The organism is Microbacterium sp. cf046 (assembly GCF_900114345.1).
Classification (GTDB): domain Bacteria; phylum Actinomycetota; class Actinomycetes; order Actinomycetales; family Microbacteriaceae; genus Microbacterium.
Genome location: NZ_FOZJ01000001.1, coordinates 355,527 through 382,168, shown reverse-complemented (window position 1 = coordinate 382,168; position 26,642 = coordinate 355,527). Strand labels below are relative to the sequence as shown.

General features: G+C 67.4%; 24 protein-coding genes. 4 read left to right on the top strand and 20 right to left on the bottom strand.

Annotation, left to right across the window (positions count from 1 at the left end; translation table 11 throughout):
- Window positions 1-7: 7 nt before the first annotated feature.
- The 4 genes from BM349_RS01800 to BM349_RS01785 form a co-directional block, all read right to left on the bottom strand.
- The gene (locus tag BM349_RS01800; protein ID WP_091701819.1) at window positions 8-1,495 is read right to left on the bottom strand and encodes an NAD-dependent succinate-semialdehyde dehydrogenase; all 1,488 of its coding nucleotides are present in this window, start codon (window positions 1,493-1,495) and stop codon (window positions 8-10) included.
- Window positions 1,492-2,499 carry a VOC family protein gene (locus BM349_RS01795; RefSeq protein ID WP_091701816.1) on the bottom strand — a complete coding sequence of 336 codons (1,008 nt, stop codon included), beginning with the start codon at window positions 2,497-2,499 and terminating at the stop codon, window positions 1,492-1,494. The genes BM349_RS01800 and BM349_RS01795 overlap by 4 nt, the downstream gene beginning before the upstream one ends.
- Window positions 2,489-3,046: a MarR family winged helix-turn-helix transcriptional regulator gene (locus BM349_RS01790; protein ID WP_175525154.1), complete on the bottom strand. Its 558-nt coding sequence runs from the start codon at window positions 3,044-3,046 to the stop codon at window positions 2,489-2,491. The genes BM349_RS01795 and BM349_RS01790 overlap by 11 nt, the downstream gene beginning before the upstream one ends.
- A gap of 91 nt (window positions 3,047-3,137) precedes the next feature.
- Window positions 3,138-4,031, bottom strand: a complete 894-nt coding sequence (locus BM349_RS01785) for a LysR family transcriptional regulator (RefSeq protein ID WP_217645632.1) — start codon at window positions 4,029-4,031, stop codon at window positions 3,138-3,140.
- Between the two features lie 178 nt (window positions 4,032-4,209).
- On the opposite strand from BM349_RS01785, the gene BM349_RS01780 reads away from it, so the two are divergent.
- On the top strand, window positions 4,210-5,544 hold the full coding sequence (locus BM349_RS01780) for an aminomethyltransferase family protein (RefSeq protein WP_091701802.1): 1,335 nt from the start codon (window positions 4,210-4,212) through the stop codon (window positions 5,542-5,544).
- Window positions 5,545-5,552: 8 nt separating this feature from the next.
- Window positions 5,553-6,239 carry a class II aldolase/adducin family protein gene (locus BM349_RS01775; protein WP_175525153.1) on the top strand — a complete coding sequence of 229 codons (687 nt, stop codon included), beginning with the start codon at window positions 5,553-5,555 and terminating at the stop codon, window positions 6,237-6,239.
- 39 nt (window positions 6,240-6,278) lie between these two features.
- Here the strand turns inward: BM349_RS01775 and BM349_RS01770 are convergent, their stop codons facing one another.
- From BM349_RS01770 to BM349_RS01750, 5 genes are all read right to left on the bottom strand, one after another.
- Window positions 6,279-7,187, bottom strand: a complete 909-nt coding sequence (locus BM349_RS01770; protein WP_254773682.1) for an ATP-binding cassette domain-containing protein — start codon at window positions 7,185-7,187, stop codon at window positions 6,279-6,281.
- Entirely contained in the window at window positions 7,184-8,989 is a 1,806-nt protein-coding gene (locus BM349_RS01765; protein WP_091701794.1) for a dipeptide/oligopeptide/nickel ABC transporter permease/ATP-binding protein, read from the bottom strand. Before BM349_RS01765 ends, BM349_RS01770 begins: the two co-directional genes overlap by 4 nt.
- A complete protein-coding gene (locus BM349_RS01760) occupies window positions 8,986-9,930 on the bottom strand; it encodes an ABC transporter permease (RefSeq protein WP_091701791.1) in 945 nt (314 codons plus the stop codon). Before BM349_RS01760 ends, BM349_RS01765 begins: the two co-directional genes overlap by 4 nt.
- Window positions 9,931-10,005: 75 nt before the next feature.
- Window positions 10,006-11,550, bottom strand: a complete 1,545-nt coding sequence (locus BM349_RS01755; protein WP_175525152.1) for an ABC transporter substrate-binding protein — start codon at window positions 11,548-11,550, stop codon at window positions 10,006-10,008.
- A gap of 196 nt (window positions 11,551-11,746) precedes the next feature.
- Complete coding sequence (locus BM349_RS01750) at window positions 11,747-13,120, bottom strand: aminomethyltransferase family protein (protein WP_091701781.1); 1,374 nt, start codon at window positions 13,118-13,120, stop codon at window positions 11,747-11,749.
- A gap of 139 nt (window positions 13,121-13,259) precedes the next feature.
- On the opposite strand from BM349_RS01750, the gene BM349_RS01745 reads away from it, so the two are divergent.
- On the top strand, window positions 13,260-13,760 hold the full coding sequence (locus BM349_RS01745; RefSeq protein WP_091701776.1) for a MarR family winged helix-turn-helix transcriptional regulator: 501 nt from the start codon (window positions 13,260-13,262) through the stop codon (window positions 13,758-13,760).
- A 5-nt stretch (window positions 13,761-13,765) separates the two neighbouring features.
- On the opposite strand, the gene BM349_RS01740 is transcribed toward BM349_RS01745, so the two are convergent.
- The 7 genes from BM349_RS01740 to BM349_RS01710 all read right to left on the bottom strand — a co-directional run bounded on the left by BM349_RS01740 (window position 13,766) and on the right by BM349_RS01710 (window position 21,189).
- A complete protein-coding gene (locus BM349_RS01740) occupies window positions 13,766-15,085 on the bottom strand; it encodes an ATP-binding protein (protein ID WP_091704704.1) in 1,320 nt (439 codons plus the stop codon).
- 78 nt (window positions 15,086-15,163) lie between these two features.
- Window positions 15,164-16,507 carry an aminomethyl transferase family protein gene (locus BM349_RS01735; protein WP_254773681.1) on the bottom strand — a complete coding sequence of 448 codons (1,344 nt, stop codon included), beginning with the start codon at window positions 16,505-16,507 and terminating at the stop codon, window positions 15,164-15,166.
- Window positions 16,508-16,536: 29 nt separating this feature from the next.
- Complete coding sequence (locus tag BM349_RS01730; protein ID WP_091701772.1) at window positions 16,537-17,385, bottom strand: methylenetetrahydrofolate reductase; 849 nt, start codon at window positions 17,383-17,385, stop codon at window positions 16,537-16,539.
- 29 nt (window positions 17,386-17,414) lie between these two features.
- Complete coding sequence (gene purU, locus BM349_RS01725) at window positions 17,415-18,293, bottom strand: formyltetrahydrofolate deformylase (protein ID WP_175525208.1); 879 nt, start codon at window positions 18,291-18,293, stop codon at window positions 17,415-17,417.
- Window positions 18,294-18,636: 343 nt separating this feature from the next.
- On the bottom strand, window positions 18,637-19,992 hold the full coding sequence (locus BM349_RS01720; RefSeq protein ID WP_091701764.1) for a glycine cleavage T C-terminal barrel domain-containing protein: 1,356 nt from the start codon (window positions 19,990-19,992) through the stop codon (window positions 18,637-18,639).
- Window positions 19,993-20,100: 108 nt separating this feature from the next.
- The gene (locus BM349_RS01715) at window positions 20,101-20,577 is read right to left on the bottom strand and encodes a MarR family winged helix-turn-helix transcriptional regulator (RefSeq protein ID WP_139230862.1); all 477 of its coding nucleotides are present in this window, start codon (window positions 20,575-20,577) and stop codon (window positions 20,101-20,103) included.
- Window positions 20,578-20,604: 27 nt separating this feature from the next.
- The gene (locus tag BM349_RS01710) at window positions 20,605-21,189 is read right to left on the bottom strand and encodes a carboxymuconolactone decarboxylase family protein (protein ID WP_091701756.1); all 585 of its coding nucleotides are present in this window, start codon (window positions 21,187-21,189) and stop codon (window positions 20,605-20,607) included.
- Between the two features lie 165 nt (window positions 21,190-21,354).
- Between BM349_RS01710 and BM349_RS01705 the strand changes: the two genes are divergently transcribed.
- Complete coding sequence (locus BM349_RS01705; RefSeq protein ID WP_091701752.1) at window positions 21,355-21,792, top strand: cupin domain-containing protein; 438 nt, start codon at window positions 21,355-21,357, stop codon at window positions 21,790-21,792.
- 4 nt (window positions 21,793-21,796) lie between these two features.
- On the opposite strand, the gene BM349_RS01700 is transcribed toward BM349_RS01705, so the two are convergent.
- The 4 genes from BM349_RS01700 to BM349_RS01685 form a co-directional block, all read right to left on the bottom strand.
- Window positions 21,797-22,738: an NADP-dependent oxidoreductase gene (locus BM349_RS01700; protein WP_091701749.1), complete on the bottom strand. Its 942-nt coding sequence runs from the start codon at window positions 22,736-22,738 to the stop codon at window positions 21,797-21,799.
- Between the two features lie 3 nt (window positions 22,739-22,741).
- Entirely contained in the window at window positions 22,742-23,794 is a 1,053-nt protein-coding gene (locus BM349_RS01695; RefSeq protein ID WP_091701746.1) for an Ldh family oxidoreductase, read from the bottom strand.
- A gap of 92 nt (window positions 23,795-23,886) precedes the next feature.
- Window positions 23,887-25,593: a thiamine pyrophosphate-binding protein gene (locus BM349_RS01690; RefSeq protein WP_091701743.1), complete on the bottom strand. Its 1,707-nt coding sequence runs from the start codon at window positions 25,591-25,593 to the stop codon at window positions 23,887-23,889.
- Window position 25,594: 1 nt separating this feature from the next.
- The gene (locus BM349_RS01685) at window positions 25,595-26,494 is read right to left on the bottom strand and encodes an amidohydrolase family protein (protein WP_091701740.1); all 900 of its coding nucleotides are present in this window, start codon (window positions 26,492-26,494) and stop codon (window positions 25,595-25,597) included.
- Window positions 26,495-26,642: the final 148 nt, after the last annotated feature.

The window sequence follows — 26,642 nt, the reverse complement described above, 5'->3', positions numbered from 1 at the left end:
TCTTCCCTCAGCGCAGCCTGTGGTTGACGCGCTTGGTGATGAGGTACGCCTGCACGCCTTCGGGACCGCTTTCGCGGCCGAGGCCGCTCTCCTTCACGCCGCCGGACGGCGCCTCGGTGACGGAGCCGCCGCAGTGGTTGATCGAGAGGATTCCCGCCTCGAAGCCCCGCGCCAGGAGGTCGGCGGTGGAGGCCGACTCGGTGAAGCCGTACGCGGCGAGTCCGAACGGCAGGGAGTTCGCGATCCGGAGGGCGTCATCGAGGTCGGTGAAGGTCGTGATCGGCGCGATCGGGCCGAACGGCTCCTCCGACATCACCTCGGCATCCAGCGGCACGCCGGTGAGGATCGTCGGGGCGTAGTAGCTGCCTCGGGTGCCGAGGCGCTCGCCGCCGAACGCGATCGTGGCACCGTGCGCGACGGCATCCTGAACGAGGTGCTCGGTCGCCTCGACCCGTTTCGCGTTGATGAGCGGCCCCATCGTGACACCGCCCTCGAGCGGGTCGCCGACCTTGAGCGCCGCGACGCACCGGACCATTTCGGAAGTGAACTCCTCGGCGATGCTCTCGTGCACGAAGATGCGGCTGGGCGAGGTGCAGACCTGCCCGGCATTCGCCCACTTCGCCGCAGAGGTGCGGCGTGCGGCGACGATCGGGTCGGCATCCGCGGCGATGATGACGGGGGCGTGCCCACCGAGCTCCATGATGGTCGGCTTCATCAGCGCGCCGGCGCGTGCGTTGAGCTCCTTGCCGACCGGCACCGAGCCGGTGAAGGCGATCAGGCGCGTCTGAGGCGCGTCGATCAGCCGCTCGGCCGTCTCGGCACCGCGACCGAACACGAGGTTCAGCACACCCTTGGGGAGCCCTGCGTCGTGGAACACCTGCGTCAGTGCGCATACGGTCGCCGGCACCTCCTGCGACGCCTTGATGACGAGCGCGCATCCGGCCGCGATCGCCGCCGACATCTTGCGCATCGGGGAGCCCGCGGGGAAGTTCCACGGCACGATGGCCCCTACGACTCCGACCGGCTCGTATCGGACGGTGAGCTGCGTGTCGATGTCGGTCGGGATGATGCGGCCGTACAGGCGGCGCGTCTCCTGGGCGCACCATTCCAGCGTTCCCGAGACCCGCATGACCTCGGTCGTCGCGTCGGCGAGGGGCTTGCCCTGCTCGATCGCCATGAGCGTGCCGATCTCGGGGGCGCGCTCGCGCAGCAGCGCGACGGCCTTCATCAGGATGCGGCTCTTCTCGAACGCCGAGGTGTCGCGCCACAGCGGGAAGGCCCGTTCCGCTGCCTCGAGCGCGTCGTCGATGTCGCTGAGCTCGGCGCGCGCGACGTGTCCGATGACCTCATCGGTGGCGGGGTTGAGGATCTCGAACGAGCGCCCGGCGGCGCCTTCGCGCCACTCGCCGTCGATGTACAGGCCGAGGCGGGCGCGCGAGTAGATCTCGGCGGCCCGGCTCGGCGCTTCGGTGACGGTGTCCGTGGGAGCGGTCATTGGAAGTCTCCTCGGGGCTCAGCGGGTTCACTGAATTCGGTGGAACCGGGCTGCGAAGCCGACCCGGGCTCGGCGACGCCGTCTCCGCCGGGGAGCGTCCCCTGTTCGGCATCGCGATTCGTCTCGAGCACCCAGATGTGGTGCGGGGGTGTCTCCTCGTGCACGTTCGGGCCGTACGTCTCGTCGACGCGGTCCATGTCGGCGGCGTACTCGACGCGGCCGCCCGCGGGATTGTGGATGAACCGGAACACGTTCGATCCGACCGTGTGCCGACCGAGCCGCCGCGCTTCGCGCCAGCCCTTCTCGATCATGTGATTGCCGCCCTCGATCACATCGTCGAAACCCGATACCTCGTAGGAGGTGTGATTCGTCCCGGCCCGATCCGGGCGGTGGCACAGCAGGAAGTTGTGCTGGTCGTCATCGCCCTCGACCTGCATGAACACACCCATCGGCTTGACGATGTCGGTGGCCCGGAAGTTCAGGCGGTCCGTATAGAAGTGCACGGCATCCCACCGCCCTTCCTTCGGGATGTTCAGCGCGACGTGGCAGATGCGGATCGGGCGGATGTCGCGGATCGCGGTGTGCGGCTGGTTCCAGCGCTCGACCCGCCCCGAGCTGTTGTAGCGGCGAGGGTCGTAGTTCAGGTGCACCGGGTCGGTGATCGCGAAGCCGAGGCCGAAACCGGTCTCGTCGTGCGTGTGCGCCACCCCGTCGACCACGGTCACCGCGCGATCCGTGCGCAGCTCGGCGACCAGCGCGTCGAACGCCCCATGCGAATCGACCCCCCAGATCACCTCCCGGATGCCGGGACCGGTCTCGACCGACGGCGGGAGGTCGGGCGCGTCGACCGGGCGCAGGACCACGGTCTGCCCGACCTGTGTCGTGAACACGACACGATCGTCGGCCTCCTCGGCGAGGGTGAGCCCGAAGTCGCTGAAGAATCGCGTGCACTCCGCCAGGTCGTCCACGCCGTACGTGACGGATTCGATGCGCTCAATCGCCATCAGTGCTCGGCCCTTCAGCGATAACGAGGTGATGTGTCGAGTCTGTGCCGCCGCCCAGCGGGGCGGGAGACGGGATGCGGAACGCTTTAGTTGCGCGGTGTGCACGCAGTCCCTCGCGGATGCGGGCCAGGTCCGCGGTGAGATGGTCCAGGTTCGGCGTGTGATCGTCGGCGGCATCCGCGTTCCAGGCGTCGGAGACGAGCTCCGCCCACGACCTGCGCAGTTTCGCGATCGTCTCATCCGCCAGCGGAGTCGCGTCGATGCGAATCGCGCGACCGTCATCCTCGTCCCGCCGCGACGTGATGTACCCACGACCGCGGAGATCCCGAAGGGCCGCGCTCACGTTCGCGCGCTGAAGACCGCTGCCGTCGGCGATGTCTGTGGCGGAACAGCCGGGGTGGTCGTGCACGTACCGCATGACCTGACCCTGGGTCTGTGTGAGGGGTACCACCGGGGTGCTCATCGCCGCCCGGAGCTGGATCTCGCGGGCGATGTCGACGACGAGCACCGCGAGCTCCAGGAACTCGGCATCCGCTGCATCCCCCATTGGTCCGCCTCGTCGCATCAGTCGATGATTTTAGTTATTCAAACATAATCATCAATTGACGACAAGGCATCCGGTACCACTGCGGCCGCGGTCAGCCGGTGGCGCCGCGTGCCGCGTTCGCCCGGAACCACCCGGTCATGAAGTCGAGGAAGATCCGCACTCGCTCAGGCGTCCGGCCGCCTGGGCCGTGCACCGCATACAGCGCGCGCGCTGGAGGGCGGTGGTCGGGGAGGAGCTCGACGAGCTCACCGCTGTCCAGCCGATTCACGGCGGGACGCCTCGGGATGAGGGCGATGCCGCAGCCGCTCTCGACGAGCTTCTCGATCACCAGGTACGAATTGGCGACCACAGTCGCGTTCTGCACCTTGTAGTGGATCGTGTCCGCCCCCTCTCCGAGGCGCCAGACCGGGTCGTTGGGATGGAGGACGAAATCGTGCTCGCCCAGATCGGCGACTGACTCGGGGGTTCCGCGCCGGCGCACGTAGTCGGCCGATGCCGCGAGCACGAACGGCAGTTCCGACACACGACGCACCAGCACATTCGAGTCGCGCAGATCGCGCGTGTGGAACGCGACGTCGTATCCCCTGTCCAGGAAGTCGTAATTGCGGTCCGACATGCCGCCGAGCTCGAACCGCAGATGGATCTTCGGATGGTCCCGGACGAAGGCGGCGATCGCGTCCCCGACCTCGAGCGTCCCGATCCACTTGGGGCAGATCACGGAGAGGGTGCCTTCCGGCGCATCGCGCGACTGGGACAGCGCCCCGTCCTCCTCGTCGATCTCCGAAAGGATGCGGTCGGCGAACTCGGCGTACCGGTGTCCCGCCTCAGTGAGGGAGACGGACCGCGCCGTGCGATTGACCAGGCGCACGCCGACCTGCCGCTCCAGATCGGCGACATGGCGGGAGACGAGCGAGCCGGAGATGCCCAACTCGCGTGCCGCGCCGCTGAAGCTCGACGACTTCGCGACCGTGACGAATGTTCTCATGACGACCAGTCGATCCATCGTCCGCCTCCCTTGACGCTGCGTGCCCAGACTAACCGCGCGGATGTCATGCCACGGATCGCTCTTGGCAAGAGTTTTCAGTTGACTTACACTGCTTCATATAACTGACTCGACCACGGCATCGCGGTCGAGTGACAGCACGAGGGCAAAGGAGCCTGAGATGGCGTGGGATTTCGTCAGCCTCCAGCAGGGCATCGACCAGGCGGGATCGCCGCAGCGACTGCTGTGGAAACCAGGAGCCGACCCGTGGAAGCCGCCCGTCGTCGACGACGAGTACGCCGGCTGGGCGCCGGAGCAGGACGCGTGGCGCTCGACCGTGGCGATCTCGGACCTGTCCTTCCACATGTCCGACACGTTCCTGCGCGGCTCCGGTGTCGCGCGACTCCTGAGTGACGTCAGCGCGAACAACATCGACAGCTTCGTCGTCGGTCAGGCGAAGCAGTTCGTGCCGGTCGCGTACGACGGCAACATCATCACCGACGGCATCCTGCTCAAGGAGAGCGACGAGTCCTACGTGCTCAGCGGCGTGCCGGGCGCGCAGAACTGGGTCGCGTACCACGCGACCGCCGGCGGGTACGACGTCGAGTTCGAGACCGACCCGGACCTCAGCTACCGCCAGGACGACCCCCGCCTGTTCCGCCTTCAGATTCAGGGTCCTCGCGCGCTCGAACTGGTCGAGAACGCGTTCGGCGGACCGCTCCCCGAGACGAAGTTCTTCCACTCGACCCCGGTCGAGCTCGCCGGCGCGAAGTTCCGCGCGCTGAGGCACGGAATGGCGGGCCAGCCCGGCTACGAGTTCATCGGTGCGTACTCGGATCACGACGCCGTCAAGGCGGCGCTCACCGCCGCCGGCGAGCCGCTGGGCCTCGTGCATGTCGGCGCGCTGTCATATGCGACCAACGGCATAGAGAGCGGCTGGATCCCCACGCCCACGCCCGCCATCTACACGGATCCGCGTCTGGCTGAGTACCGCGCGCAACTCGGACTGTTCACCTACGAGGGTCAGAATCCTCTCTACGGGAGCTTCTATTCCGAAAGCATCGAGGACTACTACACGACGCCGTGGGAGCTCGGCTACGGCCGATCCGTCTCGTTCAACCACGACTTCATCGGTCGGGACGCGCTCCAGGAAGCGAAGGAGAACGTCCGCCGGACGAAGGTGACACTCGAACTGGACGAGGCGGATGTCAGCCGTGTCTTCGAGAGCACGGATGCCTACCTCAACTCGTACGCCCGCAATCGGATCGAAGTCGGCGGCGACCTCGTCGGCACGACCTTCCAAGCCGCGCGCATCGCGCCGGTCGGCACTGTGCTCGCACTCTCGCTCATCGCTCGTGAGCACGCTGCGCCCGGCACGCAGGTCGAGGTCGTGTGGGGCGATCACCCCGGCTTCGGAACGGCTCCGGATGCCGAACTCGGGTTCCCGCGACTGCGGGCGACCGTGCAGCCGGCGCCCTACAACGAGTTCGCGCGCACCGGCTATCGCAAGGACTGAGAACGCAGGTGGCAGATCGGTCAGCGCTCCGGGCCGAGCTCGCGACGGCGACGCGGATTCTCGGTCGCCACGAGCTGATCGGGATGTTCGGGCACGTCAGCCTTCTCACGGAGGACCCCGAGCGCTACCTGATCTGCCCGGGCGCGGGGCGGCGCAAGGATCTGTGTCGCCCCGACGAGCTGTTCGAACTGGGCCTCGACGACGAGTTCCGTCCGGGTCTGCCGCTCGAGCTGTACATCCACGCGGCGATGCACAGGGCGAAGCCGGAGATCGCATCTCTCATTCATGTGCATTCCCCGAACCTCGTTGCGCTGGCCGCGATGGCCGAGCCGCCAGGTGAACTGCTCATGATGCATGCGAGTTTCTGGCCCGAGCGCATACCTCTCTGGGATCGACCGGAGCTGATCCGCGACCACGAGGCGGCCGAGCAGTTCGTCCGCACGATGGGCGACAGCGGGCTTGGCCTGATGCGCTGGCACGGCGCCGTCATCGTCGGTCGCACGGTCCGCGAGGCGGTCTTCCGCGCGATCCTCGCGGAGCAGCACGCGGGTCTGCTGCTCGCGTCGCTGGCGCACGGCGGGCCGCTTTCGACCGTGACAGCACCTCGGGATGCGCTGTACGCCGAGGTCCTTCCGGCGACGACCCACGACATGCACTGGCGCTTCGAGAGCTCGTACGTCCTGTTGGACGAGTGACCGGACGCAGTCGATCAGCCGTGCTGGTCGCGCCGGCCGTCACACGTCGGGGATGAGTCCCTCGCCGTGGGCGCTCGCGAAGGCCCTGCGCACTCTGCGCCGCTCCTCGCGGCCTCGAGGATGATCCTCCGGCGTCGCTCCGAGCAGCTTGCGCGTGTACGGGTGCTCAGGGCGCTCGAACAGATCGTTCGCCGAGGCGAGTTCGACGATCTCGCCCGACCGCATGACCGCGATGTGGTCGGAGAAATGGCGGACCAGGCCGAGGTCGTGGGCGATGAAGAGATAGCTCACCCCCGTCTCGACCTGCAGGTCGCCGAGCAGCTCGATGATCTGCCCGCGCGTGGACAGGTCGAGCGCACTGGTCGCCTCGTCGCACACGATGAGGCGTGGACGCAAAGCGATCGCACGGGCGATCGCGACGCGCTGCTGCTGACCACCGGACAGTTCACCGGGGTACCGGTCGAGGTGCATGCGCTGCAGGCCGACGTGCTCGAAGGCCTCAGCTGCCCGTCGATCGCGCTGCGCGCGATTGCCGACGCCGTGTCGTCGCAGGATCGTCGTCACCGCCATCGACACCGGCTGGCGCGGGTTCAGGGATGTGGACGGGTCCTGGAACACCGCCTGCACGTCGCGCCGGTACGACAGCGGTGTGCGCCGACCGAACGCCGTCACCTCGACGCCATCGAATTCTATGGATCCGGATGCCGGGTCCAGCAGTCGCAGGATCGCGCGCCCGGTCGTCGACTTCCCGGATCCCGACTCCCCCACCAGACCCAGGGTCTCGCCAGGGCGGATGTCGAAGCTGACGTTCTTGACGACGGGCACCCTCTTCGGCCGGAGCGAGAGCGCCTGCGGCAGGTCATAGGAGATCGTGAGGTCTCGGACGCAGAGCAGGGGATGCATCATGAGCTCCTCGCTGTCGATCACGGCCGCCTGGTCGAGGCTCATGGGACCACCGTCTCGACCGGCGGTGCGACCGTCTTCCTGCGCGGACGCGGCGTCCGCGCGGACAGCAGCTTGGCCGTGTATTCGTGAGCAGGGGCATCGAACAGGGTTGCCGCATCCTCGGTGATCTCCACGACCTCACCTCGATACATCACGGCGGCGCGGTCGCAGGCCTCGGCGACCACTCCGAGGTCGTGGGTGATGAGCAGGATCGCCATCCCGAACTCGTCGCGCAGGTCGAGAAGGAGATCGAGAACCTGCGCCTGGGTCGTCACGTCGAGTGCGCTCGTGGCCTCATCCGCGATCAGCAGCATGGGGCCCGCCGAGAGTGCCATCGCGATGGCCACGCGCTGCGCCATGCCACCCGAGAACTGATGGGGATAGTCATCGATGCGCGCCGCGGCGTTCTGCACGCCGACCCGGTCCAGCAGTTCGATCGCACGCGCCCGGGCAGCCTTCTTGGACAGCTTGAAATGAGCGCGGAGCGGTTCTCGCAACTGCTCGCCCACTGTGTGCACGGGCGAGAGGGAAGCCATCGGATCCTGGAAGACCGCCGCGACGGTCGTCCCCCGGAAGCGGCGCAGCTGCTTCTCGGTCCTGCCCACGAGCTCATGCCCGTCGAGCAGGATCGATCCCGACGAGATCCCGATCCCGGGAGGGAGCAGTCCCAGCACGGCGCGCGCCGTGGTCGACTTGCCCGAGCCGGATTCACCCAGAAGACCGACGATCTCACCGCGTTGAAGGGTCAGGGACACATCCCGCACGAGCGGGACCGGCTCCCCCGCTCCGCGCAGCTCGACGTTCAGATGACGGATCTCGAGGATCGCGTCGGGGTCCGCAGCGGCGGCGGCGGGTGCCGCGGCGGCCTGCGTCTTGGGCGTCAGGATCTTGAACCGCTTGCGCTTCTCGCCATGCAGGGCCTCGCTCACCGCGTCGCCGAGGACATTGAACGCGAGCACGGTGAGGATGATCGTCAGGCCGGGTGGGAACGCGAGGAATGGCTGCACGGCCTGCTTGGCCGCGGCCACTCCGAGCAGGCCGCCCCACGACGGAACGCTGGATTCGAGACCGATTCCGAGGAAGCTCAGCGCCGACTCGATGATGATCGCGGCGCCGACGAGGATCGCGCCCTGGATGACGAGCGGTCCGGCGAGGTTCGGCAGCACCTGCCGGAAGAGGATGGAGGACTCCCGGATGCCGCCGACCTTCGCGGCATCCACGTACAGCTTCGAACGCTCCGCGAGAGTGATCGCGCGAGCCATCCGTGCGAAGTTCATCGCGAAGATGAGACCGATAGCAAGCATGATTGAGGGAAGTCCGCGACCCAGGATCGCGACGATCGCGAATGCCACGAGCATCCCTGGCAGTGCATCGAAGATGTCGACGAAACGCGTTCCGACGCGATCGGACCATCCCCCGCGATAGCCGAGGAACAGGCCGATCGGAACTCCGATCAGCATGGCGACCAGCACCGAGCCGAAGCCCACCGCGAGCGCGATCCTCGCCCCGTACAGCAGGCGACTGAGGACATCGCGGCCGTTCTCATCGGTGCCGAGCCAGTGCTCGGCGCTCGGCCCCTGCAGGATTCCCTCGAGGGTGAAGTTGTTCTCGAGGGGGTCATAGGGGGCGAGCCAGTCCGCTCCGACCGCCGCGATCACGACGAGGAGGAGCCAGCAGATCGCCACCACTGCAAGCGGCTTGCCCAGCACGATGCGCACCACGCGGAGGATACCGGTCGGCGCTGAAGGCGCCGCCTGCGCGCCGGCGGCGACGGTCGTCGTGTGCGGATTCTCGAGGGCACTCATTGCGGACGGGTCCTCGGGTTCAGTACGCCGTACCCGATGTCGACCACCAGATTGACGAAGATGACGATGACGCAGACGACGAGCGCCGCGCCCTGGACGACAGGGAAGTCCTTGCTGATGACGCTCGTCAGCAGCAGGCCGCCGAGGCCGGGGAAGGCGAAGACCCGCTCCATCACGAGGCTCGTGCCGAACAGGATGCCGACCGCCAGCGCCGACGCCGCCAGCACCGGAACCATCGCGTTCTTCAGCGCGTACTTCCAGATGATCCGAGAGCGCGGCACCCCGGCCGCGGTGAGCATGTCGGCGTAGGGCGATGCAAGAGACTCGGCCACTGCGGTCCTGGTCTGCCGGGCGATGAGGGCCGAGGCGCCCGCGCCGAGCGCAAGGCACGGAAGGAGCAGTCCCCGCAGCCACGCCGCCGCATCCTCGTCGGGCGGCGTCCAGGCGACGACGGGCGCCCATCGCAGCTGGATCACGAAGACGAGCACGAGGATCAGTCCGATCCAGAACTCGGGCACCGACTGCAGAAGCGAACTGAACACGGTGACCCCACGGTCGACCGGGCGGCGCGCATACACACCGGCGAGCATCCCCAGCCCCACGCCGATGACGATCGCGACGAGGAGTCCGCCGGCCACCAGGGAGAGCGTCGCGGGAAGCCGCTCGAGCACCATGTCGCCGACCGACCTGCCGTAGATCAACGAGTCGCCCAGGTCTCCGCGGAGGAGACCGCCGAAGTAGACGCCGAGCTGTTCGTAGAGCGGCCGATCGAGACCGAGCTGCGCCTCGACCCTCGCGATGTCCTCGGGATTGGCACTGTCGCCCAGCACGATGCCCGCCACGCTGCCCGGAACCAGGTAGACCAGGAGGAAGACCAGCAGAGCGACGATCAGCAGCTGAGGAATGACGAGGACGAGGCGGCTCCCAATGAGTTTGATCATGTGGGTCTGGCCGCCTCGTCCTCGTAGTGGTCGTCAGTGTGGATTGTAAGCGCGCCCGCGAGGGACGCCCGCCGATCAGCTGGCCGGCTTGACCGCCCAGTAGTCGATCAGGTTGACCTCCCAGACCGCCTCGGAGGGCTGGACGTCGGCAACTGTCGTGTTGTTGTACGCGATGACCTGGTCGACCTGCATGTGGCCGCAGACGAGCGCCTCGTCGGCGACCTCCTTCATGACCGCAGCCCAGGCCTCATCGGAGTCGGGCGTGTCGCCGGCGCCGTACGCCTGGCCCGCGAGCGCCTTGAGCTCGTCACTCGCCCAGCCCGACGGGTTCGTGCGGGCTGTGTCGGCCCACCATGCCCCGTACCAGTCCTGCGGCGTGATCTGCGGGTGGGAGCCGATGCCCAGCGGGAACTGACCGCTGGACCACGTGGCGACGTACTCGGGAACTGCAAGGTCCTGGACGGTGACCGTCACGCCGGGCAGCTCGTTCATCTGCTCGGCGTAGATCTCGACCTGCTGCTTGTTGAACGGCGCGGCGGGGATCGTGAGGTCCAGGGTCGGGTTGCCGGCCTCGGCGAGCAGCTCTTCGGCCTTGTCGAGGTCGTGGGGGTAGCCGTCGATGTCGGCGCTGTAACCCGGCTCGCCCTCGATGAAGTGCTGGTCCGCGGCGTGGGTCGTCGTGTCGAGGCTCGCGTACACCGGAACATCCAGCGCGTAGCACAGCGCCTGGCGCACGTTCTCGTCGCCGAGCACGCCGTCCGGGCCACGGTCGAAGAACGTGATGTTGTTGCGCAGGGCGGGGTACTGGTACCAGTCCACGTCCGACGACTCCTCGATGCGCGGGACCTGCTCGGCCTCGGCATCCGTCACATCGATCTCCCCGCTGATGACGGCGGCGACCGCTGCAGTGTCATCCGGGATCGCGTACAGCTCGATGTTCTCGGCTGCGGGCATCTCGCCCCAGTAGTCGTCGAACCTGCCGAAGTACATCATCGAGCCGGCCGTCGACTTCGACTCGTCGTACGCCCACGGGCTCGTCCCGACGGGGTGCGTCTCGATCGAGCCGTCCGCGATGGCCGCGGGGCTTCCCATCGGCAGATTCTGCTGCGTCAGCAGCGTGGTGAACGTGCCGTACGGGCGGGTGAAGTTGATCGTGACGGTCGAGTCGTCGACCACGTCGATCGACTTGACGCCTGCCGCGATCGGGCCGCCGTACTGTCCGCCGACGACATCCTTCACGTACTCGATGTTCGTCTTGACCGCCTCGGCGTTGAAGGGCGTCCCGTCCTGGAATACGACGTCGTCCCGGAGCGTCAGGGTCAGTGACATCGAGCCCTCTCCGTACTCCCACTCGGTCGCCAGGTTCGGGTGGATCTGGCCGTCGCTGGTGCGGGTGAGGAGAGTCTCGTACGGGATGCGCAGGTGGCCCGCCTGCATCGCAGCCGAGCCGGGTGCCCAGGTCACCGGAAAGCCGCCCCAGTTCACCCGGAGAGTGAACGGTCCTGCCGGGGCCGAGCTTTCGGTCTCGGCCGGAGCGCCTCCGCCCGAGCATCCGCTCAACAGCAGTGCGGCCACTCCGAGCGGAGCGACGATCCTGAGTACGGCAGTCTTTGTTCGCATGGTGCCTCCTTGCATCCGGTGCGTCGGGATGTTCGACGCTAACCCGAAGGGATCGAGGTCCACGATGGCCCGGGGCGCAAGATAACCGTGCAGATCGCGGGGGGTGAACCAGACGTGTCAGTTGCTGCAGCAGCTGCGTTCGCGACCCCACGCGCCCACCCGCCGTGAACGCGCACGGCGGGTGGGCGGAGGCGGGTCAGACGGTAGCCGGGATCCTGGATCCGGACCCTTCGGTGATGCCGGAGAAGGGTCGCGCGATGACCTTCGCACGCACCGTCGTCTGGGCGTGCCGCTCGATCGCGGCGTTGTTCGAGCCGCCGCCCGGCTCGCCCCAGGTCAGCACCACATCGTCGCCGGGCTGGGCGTCCTTGTCCAGAGACCCGAGTGAGAGCCAGCTCCGGGTATTGGACGAGTAGATCGACAGGTTCATGTTGCCGACGTGCCGGCCGTCCTTCTCGACACGATCGAATTGGCACGCGGTATACGTCGACATCGGACTGTCCAGGTACTTGAACCGCTCGGCGCCCTCGTTGTACATGCTCGCGAAGATCTTGGCGACATCATCTCGGTTCCACTCGACCCATGCCTTGGAGCGGTGCGGTTCGTCCTGGCGCTCCTCGAGCGCTTCACGACCGATGAAGTCGTGGTCGAACTTCGTGATGTGGGTGTATCCGAGATCCCACGGCGTGACGTAGTAGTCCTCGATCCGATCGGAGACGAAACTGCCGCCGAGCGCGAGCATGCCCTCGAACGAGCGGACGTTCTGCCACTCCCGGAAGGGTTTCATCTCGGCCTGGCTGTAGATCGCCGGCAGCGTGTTCGCGATCCACCCGGATTCGGTCGCCACGGACGCGTAGGCTCGGCCGCCGATCTGGGTGATGCCGAATTCCGCGCCGGCCTCGAGCAGCGTGTCGCGAACGCCCTCCAGCTCGGCATAGGGGCCGAAGAACTCGAGCCCGGGGAAGCCCGACATCCGGTGATTGAGCGCAGTGGCCTCGTACTGCCCGATCTTGATCGTGGCCATGTGGAAGAACTTGATCTCGGGGAGCGGGCCGCCGTTGACCTTTTCGAAGATCTCGCCCGCTGTCGGTCCCTGCAGCTGCAGGCGGTAGAGCTCGCGGCCCTTGGGGTTGAGGATCGCCCGCTCGTCCTTGCGCACGGTGACATCCCAGTCGCCGGTCTCGGCGTGGAACTGAACCCAGTTCAACGCCGGCGGGCGCCCCACGATGCGGACGAGGTTCTCGCCGAGGCAGAAGAGGATCGCGTCACCGACCATGTTGCCGTCATGTCCCACAGCGATGAGCTGCTTCGCCTTCATGGGCCCGAAGTTGCGGAAGCTGTTCGCACCGATGTGCGCCAGCAGGGCGAAGACATCGGGGCCTTCGACGGTGAGGTCGGGCATGTGCAGGGAGAGGTCCATCAGGGCCGCAGTGGTGCGCCACGACTCCTGCTCATCCCGCCAGTTCGTGAATTCCGCCTTGACGGGGAAGACGTAGGCACCGGAGCGCCCGCTGCGCAGGAGTTCGAGCGGACCCCCGAGTCGCTGGATCTCATCTTCGAGGCTTGCCATCAGATCGTCCTTTCGAGACTGTCGATCCCGCTGCTTCGCGGGATGCAGCGATGTTACCAGTTATCTGCAATGTATACAGTCATCTTCAAAGTTTTCTCACTCTGATAATGTCGCAACTGACTGAAACGGAGCACCGCGAATGCCGACAGACCCCACCGAGGCCGCGTCCGCGTGGCTGGATGGAACCCCGTACCGCCTTTGGCGGGCGAACCAGGCGCTCCACCGCCGTGTCGTCGAAGCAATCGAAGACCTCGGAGTCACGGTCACCCAGCTCGGCATCACTGTGCACCTGGACGAGCTCGGGCACATGTCGGCGTCCGACCTGGCCCGACTGTTCCGGCTCACCCCGCAGAGCGTGACCACTGCACTCGGGCACCTGGAGGGGCTCGGATGGGTCAGACGCGTTCCTCACCCGGTGCACAAGCGTGTGATCTGGTACGAGGTCACGACCAATGGCCTCGACGCCGCGAAGGAGGGCCGCGCACGGGTCGCTCAGGTGAATGCCGAGGTGGACGCCCTTCTCGCCGACTTCGACCGCGGGAGCTTCAAGGAGGCACTCACCCTGATCGCGGTGATGGACGACGACCTCCCGGCCGGCACGATGTGGCCGGTTCAGGGCCGGTCGGCTTCTTCCGCCTGACCCGCTCAGAGGCGGCCGATCGTCGCGATGTCCTCGAGGAACGCTCGTGCGGCGTCGGGCGAGACCGTCGCCCGCGTCGCCGCGAGTGCTGAGAGATAGTGGTCGGTCCGCAGGTCGACCACGGGTGCGCCGGCGGTCGTGGCCGCATCCGTCTCGTCGCCGTCGATCCTGGGCGCTGTCTTGAGGGCCCGAGCGAGGGCCTCCTGCGATGCGCCGCGCGCCGCGTACTCGATGTCGGCGGGCGTGAGGCCCTCACTCGCGCTGACCAGTGCGTCCACGTCGATGCGGCCGATGACGCCCTCCGGCACATAGCGCGTCCAGATCGCCCGTCGTGCGTCGCGGTCGGGCAAGCCGATCGGGATGACATAGTCGAACCTCCCGGGCCGGAGGAATGCGGCATCCAATCCGCGTATGAAGTTGGTCGCGCAGATCAGCAGGCGTCCCTCGCGCTCACGGAACTCCGAAACGAGCTTGAGCAGTTCGTTGGTGACGCCCTGCGTCGGCGAGGGCGGGTCCCCGCGCCGTCGTGATGCCACCTCTTCGACCTCGTCGATGAACACGACCACGTGCTCGAGATCTGCGATCACCTCGAACCCCGCGCGAAGCGCCCCCGCGAGGCCACCCGGACTGTGTGCGAGGCGCGACGGGAACAGCTCGACGAATGGCCAGTTCAGCCTCGAGGCGACCGCCTTCGCGAACGTCGTCTTCCCGGTGCCGGGCGGCCCGAACAGCATCACCGCGCGGGGCGGCACCACGCCGAACCGCTCCGCGATCTCGGGCTGCGCGAGCGGAGTGACCAGTCGCTCCTCCAGCAGCTGCTTCTCGCGCCGCATGCCGCTGACGTTCCGCCACAGATGACGCGGCAGGATGCGGCCGCCCACCTCCTTGAGCAGATCGAGCTCTCGCCGCTGGACCGGCATCGGCCGTTCGAGGTAGCGCAGCTGATGGCGCACCTCGTAGCCGTTGGCCAGGAGCCCTGCCAATCCGTCTCCGTGCTCCGCGAGGAGGATCGACAGCTTCCCCAGCCCGAGAGGAGCCATCCGTCGCTCGAGCGCGTCGAGGAGTGCCGTGTCGATCCGCTCGGACTGCCCGTCCGCCTCGGTCGCGAAGAACACGATCCAGCCCTGCGCGTGGGCGGCGCGCCCGACAGCCGCACCGACGAGCCGGTCGTCGGAGACCGCGACGACAGCGTGGTCGGCCTGGCACGAGGCGATCACCTCGGCGAGGGAGTACACCGGACTGCCCTTGAGGCTCGCTCCCTCCCACAGCCGCACGATGCCGTCGAGATCATCGTCGTGGAAGTCGCGGATGTGCACGCGCCCGATGGATCTGACCACCCTGACCTCCCTGTGCACTCCGACCCCGATCCCGCCGCGGCCGGATGCCGTCTCAGCCCGAGCCGATCAGGCCAGCGCGTCCGCGCGGTATGCGGTGCGCGCGTAGTCGTCGTAGGGCGAGGTCTGCACGGTGGCGCGGATGCGCGGGAAGCCGAGATTCGCATCCGTCGCCGTTCCGCTGCCCGGGTGCTCTCCCCAGACGACCTCGACTGCGGTGCCTGGGGCTGCGGCCGCGTGGTCGACGAGCGACAGCGCGAGCACCGTCCCGACAGGGTCGATGTGCGAGGTCCAGAAGGTCATACCCGCCAGCTCGCCGCCGTGCTCGATGCGGAACCGGCCGTAGCTGTTGAGGTAGCCGATTTCATCGCCGATGGTTCTGCGCACATCGTCCGCATCGAACTCGAGCGTGACCTTCGTACGTCGCACGTCATCGCGCGCTGCCAGGAGCGCATCCCGCCCGATGAAGTCGTGGGCGAACGAGACTGACCGGCCATAGCCGAGCTCCCACGGTGAGATGTAGTAATCGGTGATGTCGTCGGAGTAGAAGCTGCCGCTGAGGGGCTTCATGCCCTCGTAGGAGAGTGCCGGGAGCGACCGGCGGTACTCCTCGAGGCGCGGGTCCGTGTACACGGCAGGGGTCGGCGTGGGGATCCACCCGCTCTCCACGCCGTTCGTGAAGTATGCGAGCCCTCCGACGGGTGCGATCGCGGATGCCGCACCCGCGTTCAGCAGCGCTTCCCTGACGTGCACATAGTGGGCGAAGTCTCCGATGAACTCGTAGCCGGCTTGACCCGCCATCCCGTGTCGCAGGGCACGCACGGGCACCCCGTCGAGTTCGAGCACGACCGAGTGGAAGAACTTCGTTTCAGGAAGCGTCCGCCCGAGCGCCCGCTCGACGACGTCCATGGCTCGCGGCCCTTGCACCTGGAAGCGGAACAGGCGCGGGTCGGCATCCCGTCGCACAGAGGAATCGGGGTCGGTGGTGAACTGCACGTCGTACCCACCGTTCGTCGCGTGGTACTTGACCCAGTTCTGCGCGGCGGGCACGCCCGTGAGTGTGTACGCCTCTTGCCCGGTTCGCAGCAGGATGCCGTCGGTGATGATGTTGCCGTCGAAGGCGACAGGCACGAACTGCTTGGCCTGGCCGATCGCGAAGGAGTCGTAGTTGTTGGCGCTCACCTCACTGAGCAGACGCGTGACGTCGGATCCTTCGAAGAAGGTGTCGAACATGTGGAACGAGAGATCGAACAGGGCCACCGTCGATCGCCACGCCGCCTGCTCCTGGGCCCACCCGCCGAACTCCGGCTCGACGACGGGGACGGCCCAGGGTGCGACCCCCGGCTTCCAGAGCAGGGCCATCGGTGACCCCGCGCGATCGATCGCGTCCTGCAGGCTGGGTGCGGGCATCATGTGCTCTCCTCGTCGAGTATCGGGGGTCGTCAGTTCTGACCGAAGCGCTGAATCCATTCGGACGTCGCGGTGAGACCGCCGAACGTGTAGAAGTGCAGATGCACCTCACCATGCCGCTCGGCGTCGTAACCGGATTCCAGCGCGCAGATGAGCTTGTCGGGTCCGGCTGTGCCCATCAGATTCGTCAGCGAGAAGCCGTATTTCTTCACGATCATCGCGTTCGCGCCGATGCCGAACCGACGAGCGAACCCGACCAGGCGCTTGACACCGGCCGGACCGGGCACGCCGATGCGGATCGGCAGGGTGATGCCGCGATCACGGACCTTCTCGATCCACGCGAAGACCGGCTCCTCGTCGAAGGCGAACTGGGTGATGATCGTGCCCTCGAGGCCCTGCTTGGCGAGCGAATCGGCCTTGCCGGCGAGCGCATCCCACAGCACGTCGTCGGCGATGTCGGGGTGGCCCTCCGGGTACCCCGCGATGCTGACCCGGCGGACGCCGTACTCGGCGAGCAGCCCGGATCGGATCACGCTCTCCGAGTCGGAGTACGGCCCTGCCGGTTCACTCGGGTCGCCGCCGACCGCGAACACACTGTCGATGGCCCCTGCGTCGCGGAGCGCTCCGAGGTAGGTCTCCAACTCGGCACGGCTGGTCAGGCGGCGGGCTGAGATGTGCGGCACCGGCACGAGTCCTTTCGCCAGCACAGAACGGGATGCCGCAAGCCGCATCTCGAGGTCCTCATTGCCGAGGAAGGTGACATTCACGCGCGTGCCCGCCGGAATGAGGCCGGCAGCCTGGTCGAGGTCGTCGATGTCCTTTCCCGTCATCTCGAGCGAGAAGTCGGTCATCAGGTTCGTTGCCGTGGGTGCGTTCGTCATCGATCGCCTTTCAGATGTGATGGGTGGGTTCAGAACACGACGGTCTCGCGACCGTTTCGCATGACGCGGTCTTGGCAGTGCCAGGTCACGGCGCGTGCCAGGACGGCGCGCTCGACGTCAGCTCCGCGGCGCTGGAGGTCGGCCGCCGTGTCGACGTGCGACACCCGTACGACGTCCTGCTCGATAATCGGACCCTCATCGAGGTCTTCCGTGACGTAGTGCGCGGTCGCCCCGATGAGCTTGACACCGCGCTCCTTCGCCTTGCGGTAGGGCCCGGCGCCGATGAACGCGGGGAGGAAGCTGTGGTGGATGTTGATGACCGGCACGCCGACACGCTGGAGGAAATCGGCCGACAGGATCTGCATGTACCGGGCGAGCACGACGAGGTCGACGTTTCCCGCGAGAAGACGCACGATCTCGTCCTCGGCGGCCGACTTGTCGGCACCGCGCGACGGCACGTGGAAGAACGGGATGCCGAAGCCGCGCACGTCGTCGGCCATGGTGCTGTGATTCGCGATCACCATGGGCACCGTCATCGGGATCTCGCCGCGACGCTGGCGCCACAGGAGGTCCAGCAGGCAGTGGTCGGAGGTCGAGGCGAGGATCGCCACCCGCTTCGGTGCAGACCTGTCGGCGAGACGCCAGGTCAGCCCGAGGCCTTTGCCCAGCCGGGCCTCGAGTGCCCCCTCGAGCGCCGGCCGCACGGCCGTGAAGTCGTCGACGTGGAACACGGTGCGCTGGAAGAAGTGACCTCCCGACGGATCATCGGTGTGCTGGTCCAGCGACACGATGTTCGCGCCGGACTCCGCGAGAGCGGAGGAGATGGCACGCACCAGGCCGGGCCGGTCTTCTCCGTGCACGAGCAGCACGCCCTCGTCCTGGGGCATTCTCAGCGCGGCATTGGGCATGCGCGGTTCGACGATCGTCATTGTCCCCCTCAGGTGGACTCACCTGACATATTTCAGTTGACTGAAACTATACCAGTCGACTGTCTGACGGTCGAGGGCATCGGCACGACGAGATCCGTCACCTTCGCGTGCACGATCCGCGGAGGTGGCACGGCCCTCGAAGTGGCACCATGAGCATCGCCCGATGCCCCGTCTCGCCACCGAAGGAGAATGAGATGTCCACGGATACCGCCGTCGTCGGCTGGCACTGCGAAGACGACGAGTGCAGCTTCTGCCAGGGTGCCGAGACCGACTGACCGCCCGTCACGGGCGGTGTGCGCGACGGACGCCGGAGCCGGAAAGGCTAGATCCCGACGTCCATCCGGCGGTTGTCAGGCAGGAACGGCAAGTCGGTCACGGTCGCGCGGATGAGACGCTGCGAAGTGCCAGGTGTTCCCCACAGCACCTCGACTTCGGTTCCCACGGCCGCGTGGGCCTTCTCGATCACGCCGAACGAGATCGTCCGCCGCAGGGACGGGCTGTATGTGCGTCCGCTCGCAACGCCGACGTTCTTGCCGTCGATCTGGATGAAATCGAATGCGGCGCCGGCGGCGCGGGGGAAGTCCATCTGGTCGATGACCTCGTCGCCGACGTACAGGGAGTTCTGCACATCGATGACGTCATCCGTGTTCCAGTACAGCCCTACGAAGGTGCGCGCAGGCCCTCCGGCGGCCTTGTCCGACTCGATAGCCGCGCGGCCGAGGTAGTCGTCGCCGTGCGATCCTGCGCGCGCGGACCAGCCGAGTTCGCCGGGCTTGCGGAAGAAGTCTGCGAGTCCGGTCGGAATGAAGCTTCCCGTGGGTCCCCCGCTCTTGAACTGCCAGGGGGCGCCGGGCGTCGGGATCGAGGCGGGGAGGTAATCCAGGCCGTTCGTCGCAATCCCCGCCTCGACGTGCTGGTTCGACATGGCTTTGAACCCCAGCTGCAGCAGCCCCAAGTCCGTCCCCGCCTCGACGACTGCTCCCCATACGGCATTGCCGTCGTTCGCGCCGCCGTGCAGCTCATAGCCGAGCTGGCCGGAGATGCCGGTGCGCAGAACGCGCATGTCGAAGCCGGCGAGTCGCGCCGGGCGGCTCCGATTGAACGCGATGTCGCGCAATCCCCCTTCGGAGAGCCTTTCGAGGATCTCGAGCGAGTTCGGGCCCTGCACCCCGAAGATGTAGCGATCGGGCGTGACCTCCGTGACCTCCGCTTCCCAAGAGCCCTGGGAGAACTGGTAGACCAGCCAGTCGCCGCTGCCGGCGGTGAACATGAACTCATCCTCACCGAGACGCAGGAGAATCCCCTCCATCGCGACGTAACCATTCGCATCGAGCTGGACGTGATGCTTGATCTGCCCGATCTCGAACTTCGACAGATCGTTCATGCCCAACCACGACAGGAACCTCAGCGCGTCAGGACCCTTGACGATCACCTTCGCCAAGGGCGACCAGTCGCCGATGTAGGCCGTCTCGCGATGCGCCTTCGCCTCATTGAGGTTGCCCGCGAATTCCATCGCGAGGTACATGGGGCCGAACCGCATGTAGGTGTTCTTGCCGTTTGCCGGGTCCTGGGCTGCGGCCGCAGGACTGAAAAGTGCGGGTCGGTCGGAGATGAATCCGCCCCACGGGTTCGCCTTGAGTGCTTCCCACGTCTCACGTTGGCGATCTGCAAAATCCATGATGCTGCTCCTCGGTGCCGCTGCGCTGCGGCCTTCTGCGACGAAGCTAGCTCAGAGTTGAAACTGGTTGGCATACTGAACTGGCACGCTCTGCTTGCGCTTCCTGCATCACTCGTTGAGCCCAGCGTCTTTGCCCTTCTGATCCAGACCTCTCCGGACGGCTGACAGGGCCGCTTGCAGCGTCGAGAGGTCGAAGGCCTGGAGCAGCGTCTCGATCTCACGGTTCGCTCGCGCGGCATCATGCCGCCCTTGGAGGGCGATCGCGCGCCCGGCATCGGTGATCTCGAACAGGATGATGCGCCCGTGATCCGGGTGCGGCGATCGCGACACCCACCCGAGCACCTCGAGCTGACGCAGCGCCTTGCTCACGCCCTGCGGGGTGATCTTGAGGATTCTGGAGAGATCTGAGGCGGACATCGCCCCGAGCTCATCGAGATGGACCGCGAGACCGAGCTGCGTCACCGTCACATCGGGGTGCTCAACGACCTCGACGAATCGCGCACCCACCGATTGGCTGGTCAGCCAGATGCGATACGCGATGCCGTCCAGCCACTCCGAACCGCTTGTCGCCATCTGATCCGTCACACCGGAAGCGTACGGGGCGCGCCGTCGTCAGGTTTGCGCTGTCTCGACCTTGCCGTACCCGCGAACGTCGGGGAACGGCGGAACCCGGTCGGCCTGCAGGTCGACCTGGAACATGTTCAGGCACATCGACAGCAGCGTGAAGTTGCCGAGCAGTCCCACGGTATCGACCAGCTGCTGGTCGCTGAACACCTCGCGAGCACGAGCGAACGTCTCGTCCGAGACGAAGTGCGTGCCGAGCAGCTCGGCGGCGACCTCGTGGAACGTCGCGAGCTCGATGTCGTCGCCGAAGTCCGGACGCTCCCCGTTCGCCAGCGCCTCAACCGCCTCGGCGGGGATGCCCGTGGACAATGCCTTCTCGATGTGCGAGTTCCACGAGAACTGCGCGTCGAAGTACCTGGAAGCGATCAGCAGGGCGTACTCGCGGATCCGCTCGGGCAGACTGCAGTCGAAGCGGACGAAGGCACCGAGCGCCTCGACCCGGTCGCACAGCTCGGGGCTGTGCAACCAGACTTTGAACGGGCCCCCGATCTTGCCGCGCTTGGCGACGATGCGGTCTGCGAGCTCCCGCTGCCGATCGGTCATGTCTTCGAGAGGGATCACGTCGAGTCGCATGGCTGGTCCTCAGGTCGGCGGACGGACGGAGCACCCGTCACCGCGATGCTAGGACCGCCGATCGCAGGCAAGCAGGCCCGCGCAGGCAAGGTAATCGTGCAGTGTGCGAACTGCTCCGGCATCCGTTCGCGTCCTAACGTGGACAACGGACGCGGAAGGAGAACCATGACGACGATCATCAAGTTCGCCGAGATCGAGGTGATGGACCGCGGGGGTTCGGTGCGCACGTGGCCGCTCATCACGACCGAGACCAGCGCGGGTGAGAATGATCTCGCCACCGGCATCAGCATCTACCCGGTTGGTGCCGGTGCGCCGCTGCACTGCCACAACTGCGACGAGCAGGTGCTGATCCTCGAGGGTGACGGCTTCGTCGAGGTGCACGAGGGCGGGAAGGACGAGCCGGCGGGCATCGTGCGTGCGCAGCTCACGAAGGACGACACCGCGTACGTGAAGGCCGGTGTCTTCCACCGGTACCAGAACACCGGCGACGTGCCGATGCGCATCCTGTGGATCTATCCCCAGGCCTATGTGACCCGCACATTCGGCGACACCGGCAAGACCGTCGAGCACCTCACCGCCGAAGATGCGATGGGCGGCCGCTGAGCGCTCAGCGGACCAGCACCACCTTCCCGCCGGGGTGTCCGGTCGCGACGTGGCGCAATGCTTCGGGCGCGTCCTCGAGGGCGAACGTCCGCGCAATCGGCAGCGCGATGGCACCGGATGCCGCCAGCTCGAGGATCACGGCTCGTGCGGGCTCGCGGAACGCGATGCTCGCGGGCGCCGCGCCGGCCGAGATGCCGACCCCCGCCTCTCGGGCCCGCGGCCCGGGGGCGAGGGTCGCGATCCGCGACGCGTCGGATACGAGTTCGAGCGACACGTCGAGCGCCTCGGCGGTGCCCGCCGCGTCGATCGCGGCATCCACCCCGCGAGGCGCGAGCGCGCGCACGCGATCGGCGAGCCCTTCTCCGTATACGGTCGGCTCCGCCCCGAGACGTCGGATCCTGTCCTGGCTCTCGGCGGACCCGGTCGCGATCGTGCGCGCACCGGCGCGCTCGGCGAGTTGGATGACGAGCGCACCCACGGACCCCGAACCCCCGTGCACGAGGAGCGTGTCGCCGGCGCCTGCACCCGAGAGATGCAGGAGCTCGGCGGCGACGACGCCGACGTGCAGGATCCCCGCCGCGGCGATGTCATCGAGCTGCTCGGGCAGTGCGAACACGTCGTCCGCGACGACGGTGATCTCGCTCGCGAACCCACCGGAGATCTTGAAGGCCACGACGCGGTCGCCCACGGCGACGGGGCCGGTCGCGATCCGCGTGTCGGGCCCGACGGCGGTTACGACCCCCGCGGCCTCCTGACCGATGCCGAGCGGGAGGAGCGACGGGTCTGCGTTCCACCCGCCCGACAGCCCCTTGTGATCGGACGGATTCACTCCCGCCGCGGTCACTCTGATCGAGACCTCGCCGGCACCGGGCGCGCGAAGGTCAGCCTCGACGAGCTCCAGCGCATCGACCCCGTCGTAGGCCGGCAGGATCCAGCGCTGTGCCATGACTCAGCCGACCTCGGGCACAGCGACGCCGAGCTTCTCGGCGGCCGCGATCATCTCGGCCCAGAGCTTCTCGCCGACCGGGACGCCGGCCGCCGACCGCTTCTCGAACGTCTCGGCGCCGCGCTGTCCGGGGACGATGACGCGGTCGAATCCTTCGGCGGTCGGCAGAGCCTGGATCGTCTCGATCGTTGCGTCCACGTTCGCCGCGAACTCGTCTGCGGGTCCGACTGCGGACGGGTCGATCGCGATGAGCGTGGCGTTCTGGCGATGCTTCCTGCCGCCCTCGGCTCCTCCGTGGAAGCCGGTGAGGATCGGTGCGGTCACGAGCACCGAGGTGAGCAGTTCGAACATGAGTGACAGCCCGGAGCCTTTCGCGCCGCCCACGGGGAGGGGGATCTTGGCGAGCTCCGGATCGGTCGTAGGGGTGCCGTCGGCGGTGGTGGCCGCGCCCTCCGGAAGCGGTCTGCCGGCGCGCTTGAACTGGGCGATTTTGCCCAGCGCGATGACCGCTGTCGCCATGTCGAGAACCACAGTCGGGTGCACACCCGTGCCCGGGACGGCGATCGCGAGCGGGCTCGTCGCGACCGCGGCACCAGCAGCTCCTTCGTACGCCATGTTGGGCATGCCCGCGACGATGCCGAGGCCGATCTGTCCCGCATCCGCGATCCGCGAGGCGTAGTAGCCGATCGCCCCCGTGTGCACGGTTCCCCGGACGGACACCATCGCCACACCCTGCTCACGGGCCCGTTCGACGGCGAGGTCGGCGGCACGGGTCAGCGCCACAGGTCCGGGCGCCCGATCGGCATCGATCACGAGCACTCCGGGGCGGTCGCTCGTCACGGTGATGTCGGGCGACGCGTTCGCCTCCCCCGACTCGAACAGTTCGACGTAGCGGGGCACGCGGGCGAGCCCGTGCGAGTCGACACCACGGAGATTCGCCCAGACGAACACGGGCGCGGCGGTCGCAGCATCCGCCTCGCTGACGCCGGCGGCGACGAACAGGTCGCGGATGAACGACTCGAGGACGGCGGATGGGACGGTGACTGGACCGGGCATGTGTACGGCCTTTCGATTCTGGTGCGCGATGCGCGCGGGCATTCGGTGGTGCCCCGGGGCCGCGCGGTCGGGTCGGCTCGGCCCCGGGAGGCTCAGCGGGAGACGGCGACGTCGACCACGGCGGTCGTGCCTGCCCTGACTGCGGCGGTCGCCTCGGCGAGGACACGCGCGAGGTCCGCCGGGTCATCGACCTCGGCGTGGTACATGTCGAACGGCGCGGCGAACGCGGATAGCTCGGGCTGGGTGGACAGATCGACGCCGAGATGGTTCCCGGTCTGCACCGCCGAGCCCTGCGGATAGAAGCGCAAGTGGTTCATCTTCATCGACAGGTATTTCTTGTTGTTGTAGATCACAATGAGCACCGGCAGGGCGAAGTCCTTGGACGCGAGCAGCGATTGCACGATCGGGTTGTAGAGGAACGCGCCATCGCCGACCGTGTACAGCACGAATCCGTCCCGGACGGCGAGCTTCACGCCCAGGGCGACCGCGATGCCCTGCCCGAGACCGCCCTGGACATAGAAGAACGAGTCGGGGCGCTCCCAGCCGATGTGCCGCTGAACGAGCCGGCCGTGCGTGATCGTCTCGTCGACGACCGTGGCATCCTCGGCTCGTGCGATCCGGCGGAGGACGACCGACAGCACGATCGGATCGATTGCTGATGCCGCGGCCGCGGCATCAGCTTCTGCCTCGGCGGTCTGCGCCTGCCACTTGTCGTGCGCATCTGCGACTTCTGTGCGGCGCTGCTCGAGCAGGGCAGGGTCGGCGGCATCGAGCGTCGCCCGGAGCAGGGCGGTCAGCGTCTCCGGCAGCGCGCCCTCGAGATAGTGATCGGCGTTGAGCACCTGGTACACGATGTGCGGACGCTGTGGGATCTCGTCGATCACGACCATGCTCGCCGCGGCCGGCCGGCGACTTGGCGGATAGAACGGCGCGCGGCAGTTGACGAGCACGATCAGGTCGGCCTCGTCGATGATCGCGTCCACGTCCGCGCCGATGTACGCGGGACTGGACTTCGAGATGTTCGCGCAGACCGCGGACGCCGGCTCCACCACGGCGATGCCGAGCGTCTCGGCGAGCGCGGTGAGCGCCTCGAATCCGCCCTTCTCGCGGCCGGCGGTCTCGGTGATGATGACAGGGCGCTCGGCGCGAGCGAGCAGCTCGGCGACCGCGGCGATGTCCTCCGGCGCGCTCACGCGACGACCGCGGGCGACGACCTTCTTGGGCTTGACCGGCGGCGTGGTCTGGTCGAGCAGCACCTCGAGCGGGATGTTCAGGTACACCGGGCCGGTCGGCTGCCGATCGGCGAGCTCCCCGGCGCGCTTGACCATCGTGTACAGCGTCGAGATGCTCGCGGCCTGGTTCGACCACTTCGTGAACGGCTGGGCGACGTGGTGCGTGCCGCCGACGATGGACAGGTTCCGGTACCACTGGCCTCCAGGGTCGGGCCCGTCGCCGTCGCCATAGGTGGTCGATTCGCTGGAGGCGACGACCATGCCGACACCGGCCAGCAGCGCCCCGTGCACCGCCATCGATCCCTGGAGGAGACCCGGCGCGGCGTGCAGCAGCACCGCCTGCACGCGGCGGGTGACCAGCCCGTAGCCGGTGGCCATGCCCACGGCCACCGTTTCGTGCATGAGATCCAGGTAGCGGGGAGTCGGCACGCCATCGGCCTGACGGCGGGCGAGCGCCTCCCATGCCGGTGCCCACTCCGAGCCGGGCGAGGAGAAGATGACGTCGACGCCGAGATCATCCAGCGCCGCGATCAGCACCTCGCCGCCGTCGTACTTCGGCTCGGACACGTCAGGCGTTCTCTGCCTTCGCGCCCGCGCCGACGGTCTCGGACGCCGGGATGTCCCAGTCGAGCACCTTGCAGATGCCTTTGCCCATGATCCAGTCGAGCTCTTCCGCCGAGAACGTGTAGTACTTCGTGAACTGCTCGATCGTATCCGTCCAGGTCAGCCCGTGGCCGAGGAGTCGCGTGATGTCGGTGCCGAAGTGCGCCCGCTCCGGGCCCATCTTGTCGACCACCTCGTGCACGTACTTCTCGATGTTGTAGTTCGGGAACGGCTGCGTGGAGTATCCGGGAAGCGCCGACACCTTCACGGAGATGTTCGGGTGCACGTGCAGGTCGGCCGTCTCCTCCACCCAATAGCCGATCGCGTCATCGACGCAGCGCGCCATGATGCCCATGTGGTCGATGATGATCTTGAGTCCGGGGTGCTTCTCGGCGATCTGGCCGAGTTCGGCCTTCCAGATCGGCGCGTGCACCATCGTCGGAATGCCGAGCTTCTCGGCGAGCGGCCAGTACCAGTCGTTCGTGCCGTCGATCATCCAGTTCCGGTCCTGAGGGCGGTGGAATGTGAGGCGGACGCCCTTGATGTGCTCGCTGTCCTTGATGAAGTGCAGCAGGCGCTCTCCCTCTTCGGGGTCGTTCTGCGGCACGCGGGCCATGATGCCGAAGCGGCCGTCGTACTGCTCGGCGGCTTCGAGTGCGTAGTCGATGCGGTCGCCTTCCCACGAGGGCGGCAGGATGAGCGCCCGGTTGACGCCGGCCTCATCCATGAGCGAGATCGCCTCTTCGGCGAGGAAGGCCTCCTCGCGGTGGCCGTTGAGACGGATGCGCGCACGCGCGCCGGGCACCCACGGGCGATCCGGCGTCTCTTCCTTCCAGAGATGGATCTGCGAGTCGACGATGAACAAGTCATTTCCTCCGTTTGTGTCCAGCGGTCGCCGCGGGGCCGAAAGGCCGCGGTCCGCCTGAGCGCGTTCGCTCCAGTGAGTGCGACGCTATCCCGGGCGTTTGGGACGATCCAGCCGCACAGACGCATCTTTATGTGAACGGATCGTG